The organism is Isoptericola sp. NPDC057653 (assembly GCF_042799955.1).
Classification (GTDB): Bacteria; Actinomycetota; Actinomycetes; order Actinomycetales; family Cellulomonadaceae; genus Isoptericola.
Window position 1 is genome coordinate 2,200,050 of the sequence record NZ_JBHVHP010000001.1, and the last position, 19,699, is coordinate 2,219,748.

The 19,699-nt window shown below is 75.0% G+C and carries 21 protein-coding genes; 13 read left to right on the plus strand and 8 right to left on the minus strand.

Annotation, left to right across the window (positions count from 1 at the left end):
* Positions 1 to 190: 190 nt before the first annotated feature.
* From ACFU9A_RS10045 to ACFU9A_RS10080, 8 genes are all read left to right on the plus strand, one after another.
* Positions 191 to 1,414, plus strand: a complete 1,224-nt coding sequence (locus ACFU9A_RS10045) for an ROK family protein (RefSeq protein ID WP_430575070.1) — start codon at positions 191 to 193, stop codon at positions 1,412 to 1,414.
* Entirely contained in the window at positions 1,411 to 2,295 is an 885-nt protein-coding gene (locus ACFU9A_RS10050) for an ABC transporter permease (RefSeq protein ID WP_430575071.1), read from the plus strand. Before ACFU9A_RS10045 ends, ACFU9A_RS10050 begins: the two co-directional genes overlap by 4 nt.
* The gene (locus ACFU9A_RS10055) at positions 2,292 to 3,113 is read left to right on the plus strand and encodes an ABC transporter ATP-binding protein (protein WP_430575072.1); all 822 of its coding nucleotides are present in this window, start codon (positions 2,292 to 2,294) and stop codon (positions 3,111 to 3,113) included. The genes ACFU9A_RS10050 and ACFU9A_RS10055 overlap by 4 nt, the downstream gene beginning before the upstream one ends.
* A 32-nt stretch (positions 3,114 to 3,145) precedes the next feature.
* Positions 3,146 to 4,165, plus strand: coding sequence for an aliphatic sulfonate ABC transporter substrate-binding protein (locus tag ACFU9A_RS10060; RefSeq protein WP_430575073.1), 1,020 nt, complete (start codon positions 3,146 to 3,148; stop codon positions 4,163 to 4,165).
* Between the two features lie 5 nt (positions 4,166 to 4,170).
* Complete coding sequence (locus tag ACFU9A_RS10065; protein ID WP_430575074.1) at positions 4,171 to 5,703, plus strand: sulfatase-like hydrolase/transferase; 1,533 nt, start codon at positions 4,171 to 4,173, stop codon at positions 5,701 to 5,703.
* A complete protein-coding gene (locus tag ACFU9A_RS10070; protein ID WP_430575075.1) occupies positions 5,700 to 7,211 on the plus strand; it encodes a sulfatase in 1,512 nt (503 codons plus the stop codon). Before ACFU9A_RS10065 ends, ACFU9A_RS10070 begins: the two co-directional genes overlap by 4 nt.
* On the plus strand, positions 7,208 to 8,524 hold the full coding sequence (locus tag ACFU9A_RS10075; protein ID WP_430575076.1) for a family 43 glycosylhydrolase: 1,317 nt from the start codon (positions 7,208 to 7,210) through the stop codon (positions 8,522 to 8,524). The genes ACFU9A_RS10070 and ACFU9A_RS10075 overlap by 4 nt, the downstream gene beginning before the upstream one ends.
* Before the next feature lie 70 nt (positions 8,525 to 8,594).
* Positions 8,595 to 10,913: a M28 family peptidase gene (locus tag ACFU9A_RS10080; RefSeq protein WP_430575077.1), complete on the plus strand. Its 2,319-nt coding sequence runs from the start codon at positions 8,595 to 8,597 to the stop codon at positions 10,911 to 10,913.
* Between the two features lie 9 nt (positions 10,914 to 10,922).
* Here ACFU9A_RS10080 and ACFU9A_RS10085 read toward each other — a convergent pair whose 3' ends face one another.
* From ACFU9A_RS10085 to ACFU9A_RS10100, 4 genes are read right to left on the minus strand one after another with little or no spacing between them, the layout of a single operon-like run.
* Positions 10,923 to 11,297: an MmcQ/YjbR family DNA-binding protein gene (locus ACFU9A_RS10085; RefSeq protein ID WP_430575078.1), complete on the minus strand. Its 375-nt coding sequence runs from the start codon at positions 11,295 to 11,297 to the stop codon at positions 10,923 to 10,925.
* Positions 11,298 to 11,338: 41 nt separating this feature from the next.
* A complete protein-coding gene (locus ACFU9A_RS10090; protein WP_430575079.1) occupies positions 11,339 to 12,187 on the minus strand; it encodes a hypothetical protein in 849 nt (282 codons plus the stop codon).
* 9 nt (positions 12,188 to 12,196) lie between these two features.
* Positions 12,197 to 12,847: a histidine phosphatase family protein gene (locus ACFU9A_RS10095; RefSeq protein WP_430575080.1), complete on the minus strand. Its 651-nt coding sequence runs from the start codon at positions 12,845 to 12,847 to the stop codon at positions 12,197 to 12,199.
* A gap of 37 nt (positions 12,848 to 12,884) precedes the next feature.
* A complete protein-coding gene (locus tag ACFU9A_RS10100) occupies positions 12,885 to 13,838 on the minus strand; it encodes an NAD(P)/FAD-dependent oxidoreductase (protein WP_430575081.1) in 954 nt (317 codons plus the stop codon).
* Between the two features lie 58 nt (positions 13,839 to 13,896).
* Here ACFU9A_RS10100 and ACFU9A_RS10105 point away from each other — a divergent pair, with 58 nt between their 5' ends.
* Positions 13,897 to 14,379: a MerR family transcriptional regulator gene (locus tag ACFU9A_RS10105; RefSeq protein ID WP_430575082.1), complete on the plus strand. Its 483-nt coding sequence runs from the start codon at positions 13,897 to 13,899 to the stop codon at positions 14,377 to 14,379.
* The gene (locus ACFU9A_RS10110) at positions 14,376 to 15,494 is read left to right on the plus strand and encodes a P1 family peptidase (RefSeq protein ID WP_430575083.1); all 1,119 of its coding nucleotides are present in this window, start codon (positions 14,376 to 14,378) and stop codon (positions 15,492 to 15,494) included. The genes ACFU9A_RS10105 and ACFU9A_RS10110 overlap by 4 nt, the downstream gene beginning before the upstream one ends.
* Before the next feature lie 9 nt (positions 15,495 to 15,503).
* Here the strand turns inward: ACFU9A_RS10110 and ACFU9A_RS10115 are convergent, their stop codons facing one another.
* Positions 15,504 to 16,100 carry an HhH-GPD-type base excision DNA repair protein gene (locus ACFU9A_RS10115; protein WP_430575084.1) on the minus strand — a complete coding sequence of 199 codons (597 nt, stop codon included), beginning with the start codon at positions 16,098 to 16,100 and terminating at the stop codon, positions 15,504 to 15,506.
* Between the two features lie 66 nt (positions 16,101 to 16,166).
* On the opposite strand from ACFU9A_RS10115, the gene ACFU9A_RS10120 reads away from it, so the two are divergent.
* The gene (locus ACFU9A_RS10120; RefSeq protein ID WP_430575085.1) at positions 16,167 to 16,754 is read left to right on the plus strand and encodes a hypothetical protein; all 588 of its coding nucleotides are present in this window, start codon (positions 16,167 to 16,169) and stop codon (positions 16,752 to 16,754) included.
* Between the two features lie 18 nt (positions 16,755 to 16,772).
* Here ACFU9A_RS10120 and ACFU9A_RS10125 read toward each other — a convergent pair whose 3' ends face one another.
* Positions 16,773 to 17,312 (minus strand): putative immunity protein, encoded by a 540-nt coding sequence (locus ACFU9A_RS10125; protein ID WP_430575086.1) that lies wholly within the window; start codon positions 17,310 to 17,312, stop codon positions 16,773 to 16,775.
* Between the two features lie 29 nt (positions 17,313 to 17,341).
* Positions 17,342 to 17,806: a hypothetical protein gene (locus ACFU9A_RS10130; RefSeq protein WP_430575087.1), complete on the minus strand. Its 465-nt coding sequence runs from the start codon at positions 17,804 to 17,806 to the stop codon at positions 17,342 to 17,344.
* Between the two features lie 48 nt (positions 17,807 to 17,854).
* Between ACFU9A_RS10130 and ACFU9A_RS10135 the strand changes: the two genes are divergently transcribed.
* Positions 17,855 to 18,316, plus strand: a complete 462-nt coding sequence (locus ACFU9A_RS10135; protein ID WP_430575088.1) for an anthrone oxygenase family protein — start codon at positions 17,855 to 17,857, stop codon at positions 18,314 to 18,316.
* Positions 18,317 to 18,413: 97 nt separating this feature from the next.
* Positions 18,414 to 18,857, plus strand: coding sequence for a CoA-binding protein (locus tag ACFU9A_RS10140; protein WP_430575089.1), 444 nt, complete (start codon positions 18,414 to 18,416; stop codon positions 18,855 to 18,857).
* 57 nt (positions 18,858 to 18,914) lie between these two features.
* Here the strand turns inward: ACFU9A_RS10140 and ACFU9A_RS10145 are convergent, their stop codons facing one another.
* Complete coding sequence (locus ACFU9A_RS10145; RefSeq protein ID WP_430575090.1) at positions 18,915 to 19,673, minus strand: sugar phosphate isomerase/epimerase family protein; 759 nt, start codon at positions 19,671 to 19,673, stop codon at positions 18,915 to 18,917.
* Between the last annotated feature and the right edge of the window lie 26 nt (positions 19,674 to 19,699).

The following is a 19,699-nucleotide window of genomic DNA, read 5'->3' on the forward strand; positions in this document are numbered from 1 at the left end:
CTCGGGAATTCCGCCGGGGTCTAGCCGGAGGAATTCGGCGCCCCCTAACGTCGCCGCCATGTCGAGAACGGGGGCCGGTGGGCCCGGCAGGGGGACACGTCCCGCGGATTCTGCCAACACCGCCGACGTGCGGAGATTGGATTCTGCCGGGTCGTTGACGGAAAAATCCGGGCTTCGTAGCGTCGCCCGCATGTCGACGACGACAGGGGTGCACGCGCTGGTGCGGCGCACCCACGAGGAGCGGGTCCTCGCCGCCCTGCGCTCCGGGGGAGCCCTGAGCCGGTCGGAGCTCGCGAGCCGGGTGGGGCTGTCCCGCACGACGCTGTCCGAGATCGCCGCCAGCCTGCTGGAGCGCGGGGCCGTCGTGGTCATCGACACCGACGCGGCGACCCGCAGCGGCAGCGGCCGACCCGCGGAACGGCTCGCGCTCGACCCCGCCGCCGGCCAGTACCTGGGCGTCGACTTCGGCCACCGGCGCGTGCACGTGGCGGTCGCGGACGCCTCCCACGAGATCATCGCGTCCGGGGTGCAGCCCTACGACGACGAGCCCTGGCCGGCGCGCGTGGACCTGGCGTTCGCCCTGATCGACGGGCTCGTGGCCGAGCACGGCCTGCACTTCGGCGCGCTGCAGGCCGTGGGCATCGGCGTGCCGGGGCCGTACGCCGGCGGCCCCGGCAGCGTGCCCGTCTCCTGGCACCGCCACGCCGCGCCCGGCGAGGTGGAGGACGCCTTCGCCCGGCGCTTCGGCACGCCCGTGGTCCTCGACAACAACACGCGCCTGGCCGCCCTCGCGGAGGCCGTCTCCCGCCCCGACGGGCCGAGCGACCTCGTGTACGTCCGGCTGTCCGACGGCGTCGGCGGCGGCCTGGTGGTCTCCGGGCGGCTGGTGCGCGGCGCCCGCGGATTCTCCGGGGAGCTGGGCCACGTCACCGCCGACCCCACGGGCGTCGTGTGCCGCTGCGGCAAGCGGGGCTGCCTGGAGACCGTCGCGTCCGTGCCCGCCATCCTCGCCGCCTGCCGCGACCGCGGCGCGGACGTCCGCGACCTCGACGACCTCGCCGTCGCCGTCGAGCGCGCCGACCCCGTGGTCGACGCGGTGCTGCGGGAGGCGGGCACCGCCCTGGGGCGCGTGCTCGGCGCCGCGGCCATGGTGCTCGACCCGGTCGAGGTCGTGGTCGGCGGCGAGGTCGCCCACGTGGCGCCGGCCCTCGTCGAGCAGGCGGCCGCGACCCTGCGCTACGAGCTCTACTCCGTCCCGACCGAGCTGCCCCGCGTGCTGCGGGCCAGCCAGCTCGGCGACCGCGGGGGCGCGCTGGGCGCGCTCGCCGCGCTGTTCCACTCCTCACCCCTGCTCGCCGGCTACCCCGCACCCGCGGCGGCCGACCGTCCCCCGCTGCGAAGGAGCGCACCGTGACCGCGTCGTCTCCCGGGCTGTCGCCCGGCCCCACGCAGGACGTCCCGGCCGGCGCCGTGCCGGGACCGTCCCCGCACCTCGCGGGCGCGCCCGCCGCGGGGAGCCCCGCGCCGGGCAGGCCCCGGCGGCGGCTGTCCCGCCGCGCCTCCCTGCGCCTGCTCAACGCCGTCTCCATCGTGGGCGGCATCGGCGTCTGGTGGCTGCTCGCCCTGAACGGCTTCCAGTTCCCCACGCCGCCCGAGGTGGTGGCCAAGGCCGCCGAGCTGTGGTCGAACGGCACCCTCGCCGAGGACGTGCTGGCCAGCCTCGGCCGCGTCCTGTCGGGGTTCCTCCTCGGCTCCCTCGTGGCCGTGCCCGTCGGCTTCCTCATGGGCTGGTACACCGTGGCGCGCGGGCTGCTCGAGCCGTGGATCCAGTTCTTCCGGACGATCCCGCCGCTGGCGCTGCTGCCCCTGGTGCTGGTGCTGATGGGCATCGGCGAGCTGCCGAAGGTGTTCGTCATCTTCCTCGCGGCGTTCCTCGCCTGCGTGATCTCCACCTACCAGGGCGTGGTGAGCGTCGACCGCACCCTCATCAACGCCGCCCGGGTGCTCGGGGCGAAGGACGGCACGATCTTCCTGCGGGTGGTCGTGCCGGCGTCGACCCCGTTCATCCTCGTCGGCATGCGGGTGGGCCTCGGGTCCGCCTGGGCGACCCTCGTCGCCGCCGAGCTCCTGGCCGCCCAGGCCGGGCTCGGATACCGGATGCAGCAGGCGCAGCTCTACTACGACATCGCGACGATCTTCGTCGGCATCGTGGTGATCGGCGTCCTCGGACTCGTCATGGACCGGCTCCTGCTCCTCGCGGAGACCCGGCTCACCGGATGGCAGGAGCGGCGATGACCACCACCACCCCCGCGACCCCCGGCGCGGCGCCCGCGTCGACCGCGAAGATCTCGGTCCGGGACGTCCGCAAGACGTTCGCCCTGAGGAACGAGGAGTTCGTCGCGCTCGACGGGGTGTCCCTCGACATCGCCGACAACGAGTTCGTCACCGTCGTCGGGCCGTCCGGCTGCGGCAAGTCGACGCTCCTGAACATCCTCGCCGGGCTGGAGGAGCCGTCGTCGGGCCACGCCCTCGTCGACGGCGCCGAGGTCGCCGGCCCGGGCCCGGAGCGCGGCGTGATCTTCCAGCAGTACGCGCTCTTCCCCTGGCTCACGGTGCGCAAGAACATCGAGTTCGGGCTCAAGGTGGCCGGCCTCGGCCGGGCGGAGCGGCGCGAGCGCGCCGAGCACTTCATCCGCCTCGTCGGGCTCGAGCAGTTCGCCGACGCCCTGCCCAAGATGCTCTCCGGCGGCATGAAGCAGCGGTGCGCGATCGCGCGCGCCTACGCGGTGAACCCGTCGATCCTGCTGATGGACGAGCCCTTCGGCGCCCTGGACGCCCTCACACGCGTGAACCTCCAGGAGCAGCTCCTGGAGACGTGGAGCCGCGAGAAGCGGACCGTCATGTTCATCACGCACGACGTCGACGAGGCGGTCTTCCTGGCCCGCCGCGTCGTCGTGATGGCCGCCCGCCCCGGGCGCGTCTACGACGTCGTCGACGTCGACCTGCCGTACCCGCGCACCGAGGACGTGCGCCTCAGCCCCGAGTTCGCCGCGCTGCGCAACCGCGTGTGGCACTCCGTGTACCACCAGACCTCGGCGTCCGCCGCGCGCTGACCCGACCACCGACCCGACCCGAAGGACATCCCATGCGACTCACCCGTACCGCGCGCCGCGCGGCCGCCCTGTCGGCCCTCGTCGCCGCCACCCTCGTCGCGACCGCCGCCTGCTCGGGCGACGACGGCGCGGGCGGCGGCACGGCCGACGACGCGACCGTCGAGGTCAACTTCGGGTACATCCCCGACTTCAACGGCACCAGCCTGCTCGCCGTCGCCGAGGACCAGGGGCTGTGGGAGAAGCACGGCGTCGAGGTCAAGACGTCGTCCTTCACCAACGGCCCGCTGCAGATCCAGGCCCTCGGCACCGGGGACCTCGACTTCGGGTACATCGGGCCCGGTGCGTTCTGGCTGCCGGCTTCCGGCCAGGCCAAGATCGTCGCGATGAACTCGCTCGGCCAGGCCGACCGCGTCGTCGCCCAGCCCGGCATCGACTCGATCCAGGACCTCGCGGGCAAGAAGGTCGCCATCCCCGAGGGCACCTCCGGGGACATGATCCTCACGCTCGCCCTGGAGGCCGCGGGCATGACGAAGGACGACGTCGAGATCGTCCCGATGGAGCCGGCGGCGATCGTGGCGGCGCTCTCGTCGGGCAAGGTGGACGGCGCCGGGCTCTGGTACCCGGCGCTCGCCACCGTGAAGAAGCAGGTGCCGGACCTCGTGGAGCTCGCCAAGAACAGCGACTTCAAGGACACGGTGGCGTTCCCGACGGCGTTCGTGGCCGGCAACGACGTCGTCGCGAAGGAGCAGGACAAGGTGGACCGCGTGCTCGGGGCGCTGCGTGACGCCATCGCCTACCGGGCCGACCACCTGGACGAGACCATCCAGCTCACCGCCGACTTCAACGACCTGCCGGTGGAGGACGTGAAGGCCGACGCTGCGAACGTGCAGGTGCTGAGCCTCGACGAGCTCGACGGGTACACGCAGGACGGCACGTTCGACACCTGGCTGTCGGGCATGGAGGACTACTTCGTGCAGGCGGGCCAGCTGCCCGAGGCGGTGGAGCCGAGCGAGTTCTACACCGGGGACCTCTTCGTCGGGGCGGGGAAGTGACGCCGGTGGCCGACGGCGCCGCGGGGCCGGCCAACGTCCTGTTCCTCATGACCGACCAGCACCGCGCGGACACGCTCGGCGCCTACGGGAACGCGCTGGCGCACACCCCGGTGCTGGACGCGCTCGCGGCCGGCGGCACGCGGTTCGACCGGTGGTACACGCCCACCGCGATCTGCACGCCGGCGCGGGCGAGCCTGCTCACGGGGCAGGCGCCGTTCCGGCACCGGGTGCTGGCCAACCACGAGCGCAACGTGGGCTACCTCGAGGACCTCGCCGAGGGCACCTTCACGTTCGTGGAGGCGCTGCGCGCCCACGGCTACCACACGGGCCTCGTGGGCAAGTGGCACGCGGGCACCCAGAAGGACGCGGGGGCGTTCGGGTTCGACGGGCCGGAGCTGCCGGGGTGGCACAACCCGGTGGACCACCCGGACTACCTGGCGTACCTGGACGAGCACGGGCTCCCGCCGTACGCGATCAGCGACCGCGTGCGCGGCACGCTGCCCAACGGCGGGCCGGGGAACCTGCTGGCCGCGCGCCTGCACCAGCCGGTGGAGGCGACCTTCGAGCACTACCTCGCCACGCGGACGATCGAGCTGCTGGAGCGGTACGCCGAGGACTTCCGCTCGGGGGCGCGGCCCTTCTTCCTGGAGCTGAGCTTCTTCGGGCCGCACCTGCCGTACATCCTGCCCGACGAGTACTTCGACCTCGTCGACCCGGCGGACGTCGAGCTGCCGCGCTCGATCGCGGAGACGTTCGCGGGCAAGCCCCCGGTGCAGGCGAACTACAGCGCGCACTGGACGTTCGACACGATGCCGATCGAGACGACCCGCAAGCTCATCGCCGTCTACTGGGGCTACGTGGCGCTCATCGACCGGGAGATCGGCCGCGTCATGGACGCCCTGGAGCGGCTGGGGCTGGTCGACTCCACGGCCGTGTTCTTCACGAGCGACCACGGCGAGTTCACCGGCGCGCACCGCCTGCACGACAAGGGCCCGGCGATGTACGAGGACATCTACCGCACCGCGGGGCTGCTGCGCGTCCCGGGCGGGCCCCAGGGCCAGGTGCGCACCGAGTTCGTCAGCCTGCTGGACTGCACGGCCACGATCCTCGAGCTGGCGGGCATCGACCCGGCCCCCGCGGTGGACTCGCGCAGCCTGCTCCCGCTGGTGCGCGGCGAGCAGCCGGACGGGCAGGCGGGCTGGGCCGAGGACATCGTGTGCGAGTTCCACGGCCACCACTTCCCGTACCCGCAGCGGATGCTGCGCACCGACCGGTACAAGCTGGTGGTGAACCCCGACTCGACGAACGAGCTGTACGACCTGGCCACGGACCCCGACGAGCTGTCGAACGTCTACCGGCACCCGGAGATGACGCCCGTGCGCCGGGCGCTCATGCGGCGGCTGTACCAGGTGCTGCGGGAGCGCGGCGACAACTTCTACCACTGGATGACGACGATGTACGACGTCGGCGACGTGGACCACGACCCCACGCAGTCCGGGCTGGACGAGACCACGTACGCGGGGGAGGTGCCGGCGTGAGGCGGCCGAACGTCGTCCTGCTCCTCACCGACGACCACGCGGCGCACGCCATCGGCGCGTACGGGTCGGTGGTGAACACGACGCCCCGGATCGACGAGATCGCGGCGCTCGGGCGCCGGCTCGACCGCTGCTACGCGACGAACTCGCTCTGCACGCCGTCGCGGGCGTCGATCCTCACCGGCACGTACTCGCACGTCAACGGCGTGACGACGCTCTCCACGCCGATCGACGCGAGCCAGCCCACGTTCGTGTCCCGGCTGCGCGAGGCCGGCTACCGCACCGCCGTCGTCGGCAAGTGGCACATGGGCGACGGGACGGGGCACGACCCGCAGGGCTTCGACTACTGGGACGTCCTCGTCGACCAGGGGGAGTACCACGACCCGACGTTCCTGTCGGCGGGCGGGCTGCGGACCGAGCCGGGGTACGCGACGGACGTCATCACGGACCTGGCGCTGCGCTGGGTCGAGTCGCTGGAGGGCGACGACCCGTGGTGCGTGCTGATCTGGCACAAGGCGCCGCACCGCCCGTGGGAGCCCGACGCCCGGCACGCGGACCTGTACGCCGACCCGATCCCCGTGCCCGCGACGTTCACGGACGACTACGCGACCCGCACGTCGTCGGCGCGGCGGGCCGCGATGCGGATCGCGGACCACCTCAGCTCCACCGACCTCAAGGTGGACCCGCCGGCGGGGCTCTCCTACGACGAGCTGGCGCTGTGGAAGTACCAGCGGTACATGGAGGACTACCTGCGCTGCGTGGCGTCGGTCGACGACAACGTCGGGCGCGTCACCGACTGGCTGCGCGCGCGGGGCGACCTCGACGACACGCTGCTCATGTACTCCTCCGACCAGGGGTTCTTCCTCGGCGACCACGGGTGGTTCGACAAGCGGTTCATGTACGAGGAGTCGATCCGCATGCCGTTCGTGCTGTCCTACCCCCGCCGCCTGCCCGCGGGCGGCGGGTTCGACGGGATCGTCACGAACGTCGACCTCGCGCGCACCCTGCTGGACGCCGTGGGCGTCGACCCGCACCCGCGGATGCAGGGCCGGTCGTTCTGGGGAGACCTCGGCGGGGGCCGTGAGCCGGGCCGCGAGCCCGAGGCGACGCCGCCGCCGCGCGGCTTCTACTACCGGTACTGGGAGCACGACGACGGGAACCACAAGGCCCCGGCCCACTACGGCTACCGCGACGAGCGCCACAAGCTCGTCTACTACTACAACGACGGGCTCGGGCTGCCGGGCACCGGGTCGGCGACCTACCCCGGCGAGTGGGAGCTCTTCGACCTCGTGGCGGACCCGGACGAGCTGCGCAACGTCGCCGACGACCCCGCGTACGCGCGGGTCCGTGCGCGCCTCGAGGTGGACCTGTGGCACGCCCAGGCCGCCGTCGACGACGTCCCGCACCCGAGCCAGCCCGTCCCCGCCGGCCTCGCCGGGCCGGGCAGGACCGACCGCACGACCGACCGCACGACCGACCGCACGACCGAGGGAACAGGAGCGCAGGCATGAAGCGACGCGAGTTCATGGGGGCGGCAGCCGTCGGGGCGCTCTCGGCGGTGACGCTGAGCGGCGAGGCCGCGGCCGCCGCGCCGCACGCGCCGGGGCCCGCCGCGCCCGCGGCGGGCGGGGGAGCGCCCGGCGGCCCGTTCCCGCCGGCCTGGCCCGACCCGCGGCCGTACGGCGCCGCCGACGGCCGGTCCGAGCTGTGGCTCCGGGACGACAACTCCTTCGTGCTCGACCTCGAGCTGCGGCCCCAGGACGCCGACCTCGGCCGCGTCTGGATGCGTGACACGTACGTCAACCGGTTCGACGTCGACGGCCGGTCCGTCTACGTCGCGACCGGCACCACGCGCGCGGCCGGGCGGCCCAACGCCTCGCCCTGGAACGACGGGCTCTACCTGTGGACGGCGCCCGCCCTCGAGGGCCCGTGGACCCTGGTCGACACCACCGGGGTGCGGCCCGGCGCCGCGCGGGGCAAGGTGTGGTCGCCCGAGTTCGTGGGCGAGAACGCGCCGGGGCGCACCGTCGTCGCGCCGTGGCAGGAGTACTGGACCGACGACGGCCGGTTCGGCAAGCGCGGCAACGTGTGGGCGCCCGAGGTGCACCGCTTCCGCGACACCTGGTACATCGTCGCGTGCATGGGCGACCACTCGACCAAGGTCGGGTCGTTCCTGCTGGTGAGCGAGGGCGGGCTCGAGGGCCCGTACCGGCTGGCGGAGGGCAACGTCGACAAGCCGTTCGGCGAGCCGTTCGTCGGGGGCCCGGCGTTCATCGCGCCGGGCGCGTACCACCACATCGACGGCAGCATGTTCAGCGAGGGCGACGCCGCGTGGCTCGTGCTGCACAACGACCTCTACGCGCGGTTCACCGACGACATGGAGGACATCACCACGCCCACGGACCTGCCCGAGTTCCGGCAGACGCCGTACGCGCCCGAGCCGTACCTCGAGGGCGCCTACGTGCAGAAGTACCGCGGGCGCTACTACCTCATGCACGCCGCGTGGGCGTGGCGGTCCGGCGACGCCGACCCCCGCTGGTCGTACCTCGAGGGCACCGGGGCCAAGGACCAGTACGACGCCGTGGTGGCCGTCGCCGACCACTTCGTGGGGCCGTACTCCGAGCGCTGGACCGCGGGGGTGGGCGCCGGACACAACAACATGTTCGTCGACGAGCACGGCGACGTCTGGGCCACGTTCTTCCGCAACCCGGCGAACGGCTACTGGGCGGACCCGGCGCGCGTCGCCGACGGCGCGGTGGCCGGCGTGGTGCGCCTGGAGTGGACCGGCCCGCACACGCGCCGGCTGCAGGTCGCGCGCCCGTGACGAGGGCGGGGAGCGCGCGGCGGCGGGTCACGATTGGGCCACGGGAGGGGCGCAGGGCTAGGTTGCGCGCGTGATCCAGACCCGGTCGTGGGCGACGTCGCTCGCGTGCTCCCTGTTCCTCCTCGTCCTCGCGGCGCTCGCCGTGTGGTCGGTGCTGCCGCCGTCGCCGCGGTCCGCCGACGCGGCCGCGGACGAGTTCAGCGCCGAGCGCGCGTTCGCCACCGTCGAGGCGATCGGCACCGAGGTGCACCCGCACGGCACGGCCGCCGCGGCCGACGTCCGCCAGCGGATCGTCGCCGACCTGGAGGACCTCGGGCTCGACCCCGACGTCACCGAAGGGGTGGGCATGTCGGGGCGCCTGGGCGACCAGAGCCGCGTCGCCGCGACCACCAACGTGGTCGCCACGATCAAGGGCACCGACTCCACCGGGCCGGTCTTCTTCGTCGCGCACTACGACTCGGCGGAGGTGTCGCACGGCGCCAACGACGACGGGGCCGGGGTCGCCACCCTGCTGGAGACCGCCCGGGCGCTCGGCGCCGGCGAGCCGCTGCGCAACGACGTCGTCCTCGTCTTCACCGACGCCGAGGAGGCCTGCCTCTGCGGGGCCGAGGCGTTCGCGCACGCCGACCCGCGGGCGGCCGACGGCGGCGTCGTGGTCAACGTCGAGGCCCGTGGCTCGTCCGGCCCGGCCATCATGTTCGAGACGTCCGACGGCAACGCCGCCCTCGTCGACGCCTACGCGAAGGTGCCCTACCCGGTGGGCAGCTCGCTCGCCGTCGAGGTGTACCGGATCCTGCCCAACGACACGGACTTCTCGCCGTTCCTCGACGACCCGGACGGCCGCTTCACCGGCCTGAACTCCGCGTACATCGACGGCTCCGCCACCTACCACGCGCCCCAGGACACCCCCGACCGGATGTCCCTGGCGAGCCTGCAGCACCACGGGTCGAACGCCCTGGCCCTCGCGCGCGAGCTCGGGAACGGCGACGCCGCGGCCCTCGCGCGGCCCGCGTCGGACGACGCCACCTACTTCCCGCTGCCGGGCGGCGTGCTCGCGCGCTACCCCGGCTGGCTCGTGTGGCCGCTCGCCGTGGCGGCCGTGGTCGCCGTCGGCGCCCTCGCCGTCGTCCTCGCCCGCCGCGGCGAGGTCCGCGGCGAGCGGACCTCCGCCGGCCGCCTCGCCCTCGGCTTCGCGTCGGCCCTGGTCCCGCTCGTCGGTGCCGTCGTCGGCTCGATGGGCCTGTGGTGGCTGATGGTCGCCGTGCGGCCGGGCTACGGCGAGATGCTCGACCCGTGGCGGCCGTGGGGCTTCCGCGTCGCCCTGCTGGGCATCGTCGCGACGGTCCTCGTCGCCTGGTTCGTCGGGCTGCGCCGCTCGCTCGGCGGGCCCGCGCTCGCCGTCGGGGCGCTCGGCTGGCTCGCCGTCCTCGGCGTCGTGCTCGCCGCCGTCACCCCCGGCGGCTCCTACCTCGCCGCGATCCCGGCCCTCGCGGGCGCCGTGGCCGGCCTCGTCGCCGTGACGGCGGCGCCCGGGACGGTCGGCCGCCGGGTCGCCGTGACGCTCGGGGCGGGCGTCGGCGTGGTCGTCCTCGTGCCGATCGTGCTCCTCTTCTTCCCGGCGCTCGGGCTGGCCACGGGGGCCGCCCCCGCGGTGGTCGCGGCGCTCCTCGGGCTGGCCCTCGCGCCGGTGCTCGCGGTGCTGCTGCCGCGCGGTCGTCGCGTCGGGCTCGGCCTGGTGGGCTCGTGCGCCGCCGTCGCGGTCGGCGCGCTCGTCGTGGGCTTCGTCGCGGACCCGTTCGACGCCGAGCACCCCGAGCCCACCCGCCTCGCGTACGCCCTCGACGCCGACACCGGGACCGCGCACTGGGTCTCCGACGAGGAGGACCCGAGCGACTGGACCGCGCAGTACGTGGACACCGAGACCGACCTGTCGGAGCCGTTCCCGATGTTCGCCGACGAGGTCCACGCGGGTCCCGCCGAGGCCACCGACCTGCCCGCCCCCGTCGTCGACGTGGTGGACACCGAGCCCGCCGGCGACGCGCGCCGCCTCACCCTGCGCGTGACGCCCGGCGAGGGCGCGCGGATCGGCACCAGCGACGCCCTGCGGTACGTGCAGCTCAACGCCCGCGGGGTGGGGTCGGCGGCGGTGGCCGGCCGCGAGGTCCCGGTCGACGCGGGCGCCCTCGACACCCGCTTCTACGCCCCGGGCGCCGACGGGTTCGAGGTCGTCCTCACCGTCCCGGCGGGCCAGCCGCTCGACCTGCGGGTCGTGGCCGCCGGCGGCGGGCTCGAGGGGCTGCCCGGGTTCGTGGAGCGTCCTGCGAACGTCGGCGTCGCCGGCTCGCACACGTCCGAGCTGGTGCTGGTCGGCACGTCCGTCACGCTCTGACGGCGGCGGTCACCCGGCCGGCCCCGGCAGGGCGACCGCGTCGGCCAGCACCTGCGGCGCCTGGATGCAGTAGGAGTCGGTGAGCAGCTCGGCCATCTCGTCCCAGTCGGTGCGCGCGTCGAGGAGGACGCCGACCACGTTGCTGCCCCAGCCGGTGCGGAAGTACGGGCCGCCGAGGTGCTCGAACGCCTGCACCTCCTGAGGGTCCGCGCGGAACGTCACGCGGAACAGCTGGTCCTCGCCGCCGAAGACGTGCGCCACCGTGGCGCGGCGCACCCGCCACCGCACGCCCGTCCAGGCGTCCTCCTCGGCGCACTCCGGGAAGCGCAGCAGGCCGCGGAGGCGGTCGACGAGCTCGGGCGGGACGTCGGGTCTGTCGGGCACACCACGAATCTGCCACGGCCCGCCGACACCGGCCGGGCCGGTCAGCCCAGGCGGGCGGTGATCACCAGGTCCTCGCCGACGTCCAGGCGCACGTCGGAGAGGTGGATGCCGGGAGGCAGGGCCGCGGCCAGGTCGTGGCGCTGGTTCGCGGCGGCCTCGACGCGGCCGCGGACGGCGCCGAGCAGCGCGGCGACCAGCGGGTTGCCGCTGGAGATGCGCACGTCGCCGACGGTGAGCACCATCTGCGCGTCGATCGACGCCGACGCCGTCGCCGACACCCCCGCGGACAGGAAGCCCTTGCGGATCTTCGCCTCGATCCGCAGGCCGGCCGCGCGCGGGCCGTGCGAGTCGATCTGCACGTCCAGGTCGCTCAGCGTGATGCCCTGCGACTGCAGCGAGACGGCGAGCAGGCCGTGCACGGTCGCGACGAGGCCCGCGCGCGAGACGGCGACGCTGGCCTGCCCGGTGACCGGGTGCGCGTCGTCGGGCTCCACCGGCTCGAACCCGACCTGGCCGTCCGACCCCTCGACCCACGCGAACCGCAGGCCCGCGGCCTCGACGAGCACGTCGACGGGGAGGTCGACGGCGGTGAGCGGGTGGGCGTCCACCCGCAGCCGCCGCACCGTGCCCTCCTCGCGCGACACGACCGTCGCGGGCGACCACTCGACGCCCGGCGCCTTCGGCTGGGCGCCGAACGCGACCCCGGTGAGGTCCAGCTCGAGCGAGGCGACGTCCGCGCCGTCGAGCTCCGCCCGCACCTGGGCCCGGTCCAGGCCCGTGACGCCGGGGCCGGCCGCGCGGACGGCGAGGGCGCGCAGCCGGGCGGCGAGGTCGTCGCCCGACGTCGGGCGCGGGGCAGGGCCGAGCGGCAGCAGCTGCGGTGAGGTCATGCGGCGAGCCTAGTGGGCGGCCGCCAGGTGGCCCGTCGCGCCGAGCTCGACGAGCGTCCGGTTGCGCCAGCCGTCGTCGTGGGTGAGGTGGGTGATCGCGCCGGGCGACGTCGCGAAGGTGGCGAGGCCAGCAGCCTCGACGGGGACGTGCAGCCACGTGGTCACGACGAACGTGTGCGCGAAGCCGTGCGTCACCACCACGTGGTCGTGGCCCTCGTCCGCCATGAGGCCGGTGACGCACGCGCCGACCCGTGCGGCCACCTCGCGGCGCGTCTCCGCGCCGGGCACCGGGCCGCGGTGGTCGAGCCGGTCGTCGTCGGCGGGGGCCGGTCCCCGGCGTGCGTCGAGCCACGCGTTCGGGCGGCCCTCGGCGGCACCGAAGCTGATCTCGCGCAGCCGCCGGTCGCGCTCCGCGGCGACCCCGAGCGCCGCGCCGACGACGTCCGCGGCCTCGGCGGCCCGGGCGAGGTCGGAGGTCGTGACGCGCACCGGGCGGGACGGCTCGCGACGCGCGTCGAGCCGCCGCCGGAGCTCCGCGGCCACGCGGTGCGCGTCGGCGCGGCCCCGGTCGGTGAGGCGCGAGTCGTACCACCCGCCGACGAGGCCGGCGGCGGTGTGCTCCGCGTGCGGGTGGGCGACGACGAACAGGTGCCGGTTCATGCCCGCCATCCTGCCCGTCGCGGGGACCGGGTCCTCGTCAGCGCGCGAGGCCGAGCAGGTCGGAGTCGATGGACGCGGCCGCGAGCTGGCCCGTCGCCATCGCCGCGGTCACGGAGCTCACCGGCATCGGGAAGTCGGCGGTGTGCGCCAGGTCGCCGGCGGCGAGGACGCCGGGCAGGCTCGTGCGGGCCATGGCGTCCACGGCCACGCAGCCGGAGTCGCGCAGGTCCAGACCGAGCTGCTCCGCGAAGGGCGCCGACTGGTGCAGCGCCGGGGCGACCATGACGCCGCCGAGCTCCTCCGCCTCGCCGCCGTCCAGCACGGCCCGCGCGCCGGGGTGGCCGCCGGGCAGGGTCAGGGGCTCGAGGCGGAGCACGCGCTCGGGGCGGACCGCGACGCCGCGGGCGTCCAGCGCCGCGCGGACCTGCGCGTCGACGTCCGCGCCGTCGGCGAGCACGACGACGCGGCTCGCGATGCGCTCGACCAGGCCCGCCACGCGCGGGGAGTGCGGGCCCGCCCCGAGGATCGCCACCGGCGTGCCCGAGAACTCGTGGCCGTGGCAGTACGGGCAGTGCGCGGCGACGGTGCCGAAGAGGGCGTCCAGGCCGGGCGTCGCGGGGAGCTCGTCGCGCACCCCCGTCGCGAGCAGCAGGCGATGGGCGGCGACGTCGCCGGCGTCGGTGCGCACGACGAAGCCGCCCGCCGGGTCCGCCGGGTCGAGCGGCGCGACCTCGCGCGCCGTGGTGCGCCGCAGCTCGACCGTCTCGTACGCGGCCAGGGTGCGGTGCGCGGCGGCGCGGAACTCCGCGGGCGCCGCGCCGTCGAACCCGAGCACGTTGTGCATCGCGTCGGTGGGGTCGTTGCGGTAGGCGCCCGAGTCGAGGACGACGACGTCCCGGTGCGTGCGGCCGAGCATCAGCGCGGCGGCGAGGCCGGCGGGGCCGGCGCCGACGATCACGGCGTCGTGCAGGGTGGGTCGGGGGTCGCTCACGGTGGCTCCTTCGGGGTTCGGGTTGCGTGCCGACCCCAGGCTGTGACTTCATGTCGACATGAAGTCAAGCGGTGCGGCGGAGGCGACGTCGTGGGGCGTCGGGGAGCTCGCGGAGCGGTTCGGCCTGGAGACCCACGTGCTGCGGTACTGGGAGGAGGTCGGCCTGCTCGACCCGGCGCGCGACGGCGCGGGGCGGCGGCGCTACGGGCCCGACGACGTGGTGCGCGTCGCGACGATCCTCAGCTCCAAGGTGGCGGGCATGAGCCTGGAGCAGATCCAGGTGCTGCTCGACGCCGGGGCGTCCGGCCAGGGCGCGCGCGAGCGGCACGAGGTCCTCGTGGCCCACCTCGCCGAGCTCGACCGGCGCCAGGAGGAGATCGACCGCTCCCGGCACATGACGGAGCACGCCCTGTCGTGCCGGGCCCACGACATCGCCACCTGCCCCCGCTTCCGGGAGCACGTGCAGGACCTCGTGGACGGCACCCGCACCTGGCGCGACGTGCACCCGGTGGCCCTCGTCCCGGCCGGGGCCCGCTCGTGAGCGCGCGGCCGACGGGTGCGCGGCCCGGCCCGCGCGAGCTCGGCGTCGTCGTCGGCGACCTGCCCACCGGGCCGGCGAACGCCATCACCGACGTCGCCGGCGTCCGCGTCGGGCACACGACCCTGCACGAGGGCGAGCGCCTGCACACCGGCGTCACCGCCGTCGTGCCCGACGCGCTGGGGGCCGGGCCGGGGCGGCGCCGGTCGCTGCCGTGCGGGCTGTTCGTGGGCAACGGGTTCGGCAAGCTGGTCGGCGCCACGCAGCTGGAGCAGCTGGGCACGATCGAGACGCCGGTCGTGCTCACCGCGACGCTGTCGGCGTTCCGCGCCGCGGACGCCCTCGTCACGCACGTGCTGGCTCTGCCCGGCTACGAGGAGGTGCGCTCCCTGAACCCCCTCGTGGGGGAGACGAACGACGGGTACCTCTCCGACATCCGCGCGCGCCCGATCACCGAGGACCACGTGCTGGCCGCCCTCGACGGCGCGACGGCCGGCCCGGTGGCGCAGGGCTGCGTCGGCGCGGGGGCGGGCACCTCCGCCCTCGGCTACAAGGGCGGCATCGGGACGTCGTCGCGCCGCGTCGAGGTGGCGGGGGCGACCCGCACCGTGGGCGCGCTGGTGCAGTCGAACTTCTCCGGCACGCTCACCGTGCAGGGCGTGCCGATGCCCGCGGCGGATCTGCTCGGCACGCCGTCGATCTCCTCGGCAGGGCCGCGTGCCGAGGAGATCGACGAGGTGCCGAAGGGATCGGGGGTGCCCGAGGGCAACTCCTGCATGATCGTCGTGGCCACGGATGCGCCGCTGGACGCGCGCCGGCTGGAGCGCGTGGCACGGCGCGCGGTGTTCGCGATGGGCCGCGTGGGCTCCGACTTCTCCCACGGCAGCGGCGACTACGGCCTGGCGTTCACCACGGCCGACCCGGCCGACCGGCTGCTCCTGCCGGACGACGCCCTGAACCCGCTCTTCGCCGCCACCATGGACGCCGTCGAGGAGGCGCTGCTCGCCTCCGTGCTCACGGCCGTCACGACCGTCGGGCACCGTGGCACGGAGCACGGCGTCCCGCACGACGCGCTGCTGGCACGACTCCGCGCGGCAGGCGCCCTGCCCGGCCGCTGACGGCCGCGGTCAGCCCTGCTTGGCGGCCTTGGCGGCCGCCTTCTGCGCCTTCTTGAACGTGCGCACCTCGGCGAGCGACTCCGCGCTGGTGACGTCCGCGATCGACCGCCGCGACCCCTCGTCGCCGTAGTGGCCCGCCGCCTCCTGCCAGCCGGAGGGCCGGATGCCGCGCTGCTTGCCCAGCAGCGCGAGGAAGATCTTGGCCTTCTGCTCGCCGAAGCCGGGCAGCGCCCGCAGGCGCGCCAGCACCTCGGCGCCGGTCGCCGGCCCGTCCGCGCCCGGCAGGGTCCACAGGTTCGCGACGTCGCCGTCGTAGTCGTCCACGATCGCGCGGGCCAGCGCCTGCACGCGCGCGGCCATCGACCGCCCGTACCGGTGGATCGCCGGGGGAGTGGTCGCCAGCGTCACGAACTCGTCCGGGTCGGCGTCCGCCACCGCGTGCGGGTCGATGCTGCCCAGCCGGTCGCGGATCTTGCGCGGCCCCGCGAACGCGTGCTCCATCGGGTACTGCTGGTCGAGCAGCATGCCCACGAGCAGGGCGAACATGTCGTCGCTCAGCAGTGCGTCCGTGTCGGGGTCGCCGGTGATCCAGAGCTGCGCAGTCATGCGTCCATAGTGCCCGGCCGCGTCCGCGGACGCAGGATCCCCGCCGTCGCGGGCATCATGGTCCCCGTGCCCGGCAGGAAGACGACGAAGCCGCCGTTCGACAGGGACGCCGTCGTCGCACGGCTGGAGCGGGCGCGGGACGAGCGGCTGGTCGTGGGCGTGCGCCGGTGGATCCGCGGGGCGGACCACGTCGAAGGACTCGTGGTGGGGGTCGGCGCCGGATGGGTGGCCCTGGCGCACCTGGCGGAGCGCGTCAGGTTCGACGGCTGGACGCTCCTCCGGCTCGAGGACGTCCGGGCGGTGACCATCGACCCGGACCCGGACTGCTTCAGCGTGACGGCGCTCCGTGCCCGCGGGGAGTGGCCGCCGCCGATCGACGTCGAGCTCGACGACGTCCGGGCCGCCGTGACCACGGCGGCCGCCGCGGCGCCGGCGACGTCGGTCTACCGGGAGCTCGACCGGCCCGACGTCTGCTTCATCGGTGCGGTCGTCTCCGTCGACGAGGGCACGGTGCGGCTGCTGGAGATCGACCTCCAGGGGCAGTGGCACCGTGCGCCGCGGCCGATGGACCTCGGCGACGTCACGCGGATCGGCTTCGGTGGCGCGTACGAGGAGGCGCTCGCCCTGGTGGCGGGCCCCCCGCCCCGGGACTGAGGCGGGCCGGGGCGCCGGTCAGGTGGCGCGCCGCAGGTCCGCGTCCAGGAGCGACATCAGCGCGGCGACGCGGCTGCGGCCGGTGGGTGCGGGCGGGTAGCGGCGGAGCACGTCGACGAGCGCGGGGGTCGCGCGGGCCCGCGCCTCGTCGATCGCGCGCAGGCCGGCCTCCGGGTCGTCGCCGGCTCGCAGCTCGGCGACCCGCGCCGCGCTCGCCGCCGCCCGCAGGATGTGGCCCACCTGCGTGGCGCGCGCGATCGGGTGGAGGTACGCGGCGGCCGCGGCGTCGCCCGCCGCGCGGGCCGCGAGCCGGGCCGCCTCGGTGGTCGCCTCCCGTGCCGCGCGGTGCGCGTCGAGGGCGGTGACGCGCTGCAGGCGCGTGCGCGGGGCGCCGCCGACGAACTCCCACGCGGCGGCGAGCGCGGCGCCGGGGCGCGGGTCGTCGGGGCGGTCCAGCGCGAACAGCGGGAGGACGGGCTCGGCGCTCTCGGCCACGTAGCGGGCCACGACGCGCAACTCGTCCAGGGTCAGGTCGAAGTCCCCGGCGACGGTCGTCATGGCCCCATCGTCCCGGACCGGCGGCGACCCTAGGCCGACGCGCCGGAGGGCAGGCGCCGCAGCCGCCCCACCAGGAAGCTCTCGACGCCGCTCGCGCCGGTGAGCGAGGCGAACAGGCCGCTCAGCAGCCCGCGCGCGTGCTCGGCGTCGACGACGCGCAGCTGGTCGACGCGGTAGTCCACGCCCTTGCGGGTCAGCCGGTACGAGCCCGCGGCGCGGACGTTCCGGCACCAGTCGACGTCGGCGCCCCAGGGCAGCGGGTGCAGCACGAGGATGTCGCGGTACTCGCCGATCTCGACGGGGTCGCCCGGGCGCGACACCTGCGTGTCGATCGGCGCGCGGGCGGCGAACGCGACGACGGGGGTGCGGTACTCGCGGCCGCTCGTGCGCCCCACGTGGTGCAGCGTGGCCCAGGGCGGCACGCGCGAGCTCACCTTCAGGGCGTAGGGATTGAACCGCTTGGTGGCCTTGACGACCGAAGGAGGGGCGGGCATGACTCCATCCTGCTGCGCTCCGGCGGGTCCCGCTGGTTGACTGGGCCCATGAACCTCTGGGACGTGCTCCTCGTACTGACGACGCTGGTCACCGGCCTGGCGGGCGGGGTGTTCGCCGCGTTCTCGACCTTCGTCGTCGCGGGCCTGCGGCGAGTCGCCCCGGACGACGCCGCGGCGGCCATGGCCGGGATCAACGCCGACGCCGTGCGGCCCCCGTTCATGACGCTGTTCGGCGCGGCCGTCGTCGTGCCGGTCGTGACCGGGGTGATCGGGCTCGTCGGCGGGTACGACGGCGCGTGGCTGGTGGTGGCGTGCGCCGTGGTGGTGCTGGTGGGCATGCTCGGGGTCACGGCGGCCGCGAACGTCCCGCTGAACGACCGGCTGGCGGCGAGCCCCGACGCCGCGGGCTGGGCCGCGTTCGACCGGCCGTGGAGCCGGTGGAACCACGTGCGCACGGTCGCGTGCGCGGCGGCCTGCGCGCTCTCGGGCGCGGCGCTGGCGGTCGCGTGAGCGCGAGGACGACGGGACGGACGAGGAGGGCACGAGCATGCGGATGAGGGACCCGAAGGACTGGAACAGGCCGCTCGACGCCAGGGTTGTGCCCGGTATGAGCGCACCGGACACGACGAGCGGCCCCGACACCGGGACGGACGACGCCGACGCCACGATCGACCGGGTCCTGGCCGGCACGACGACCTGGGCCGTCGTCGGGCTGTCGACCAACACCGCCCGCGCCGCGTACGGCGTCGCGGGCGTGCTGCAGCGGGCCGGCAAGCGGATCGTGCCGGTCCACCCGAGCGCCGAGACGGTGCACGGGGAGCAGGGCTACGCGACCCTCGCCGACATCCCGTTCCCCGTCGACGTCGTGGACGTGTTCGTCCGCTCCGACCTCGCGGGCGCCGTCGCCGACGAGGCGGTCGCGATCGGCGCGCAGGCCGTCTGGTTCCAGCTCGACGTCGTCGACGAGGCCGCCGCCGCCCGGGTGCGCGCCGCCGGCCTCGACATGGTCATGGACCGCTGCCCCGCCATCGAGCTGGGCCTGCGCCGCTGACGCGCGACACGGGGCCCGCCCGCGCCGTGCGCGGACGGGGCCCCGTGGCCGCTCGCCTCAGCCCCGCAGGCCGAGGATCGAGGTGTAGCTGCGGCGGGCGTTGCCGAGCGAGTCGACCGGGTTCGGCGGGACGGCGGTCGTGGGGGCGTTGTCCTGCTCCCAGATGCCCCAGCGGGTGCCGCGCGCCTTCGTGGCGCGCAGGAACTCGCGGTAGGGCAGGTCGCCGGCGTCGAACTCGATGATGTCGAACCCGTTGGGGTTCGCCTCGTTGCGCGCCCCGTCCTTGAGGTGCAGGAGCGGGTAGCGGTGGGCGTGGCCGCGCACGTAGTCGATCGGCTCGAACCCCGGGTAGAGGTGCTGGCCGACGAAGGCCCAGTAGACGTCCATCTCGAGGAACACGGCGTCCGGGTCGGTGTGGTCGAAGAAGACGTCGTAGAGGCGGACGTCGGGCTGGTCGCTCGCGAACGCGAACTCGCCCGCGTGGTTGTGCTGGTAGAGCTTGAGCCCGGCGGCGTTCGCCTGGGCGCCCCAGGCGTTGAACTCGTCCGCGGCCGCGCGGTACCCGGCCACGGTGGCGACGTTCGACGGGGCGTTCGCCGTCCCGACGTGCGGCATGCCGAGGATGTTCGCGATCTCGAGCTGGCGCGCCAGGTCCGTGCGCAGGGCGCCGATGCCGACGTGGGACCCGACGGCCCGCAGGCCGTTGTCGTCGAGGAGCCGGCGGATCTCCTCCGGGGTGATCGCCCCGACCTGGCCCTGGGTGTACCCGGCGAACTCGATCTCGGTGTACCCGATGTCGGCGAGCTGCTCGAACACCGTGCGGAACCCGAGGCTCGAGACCT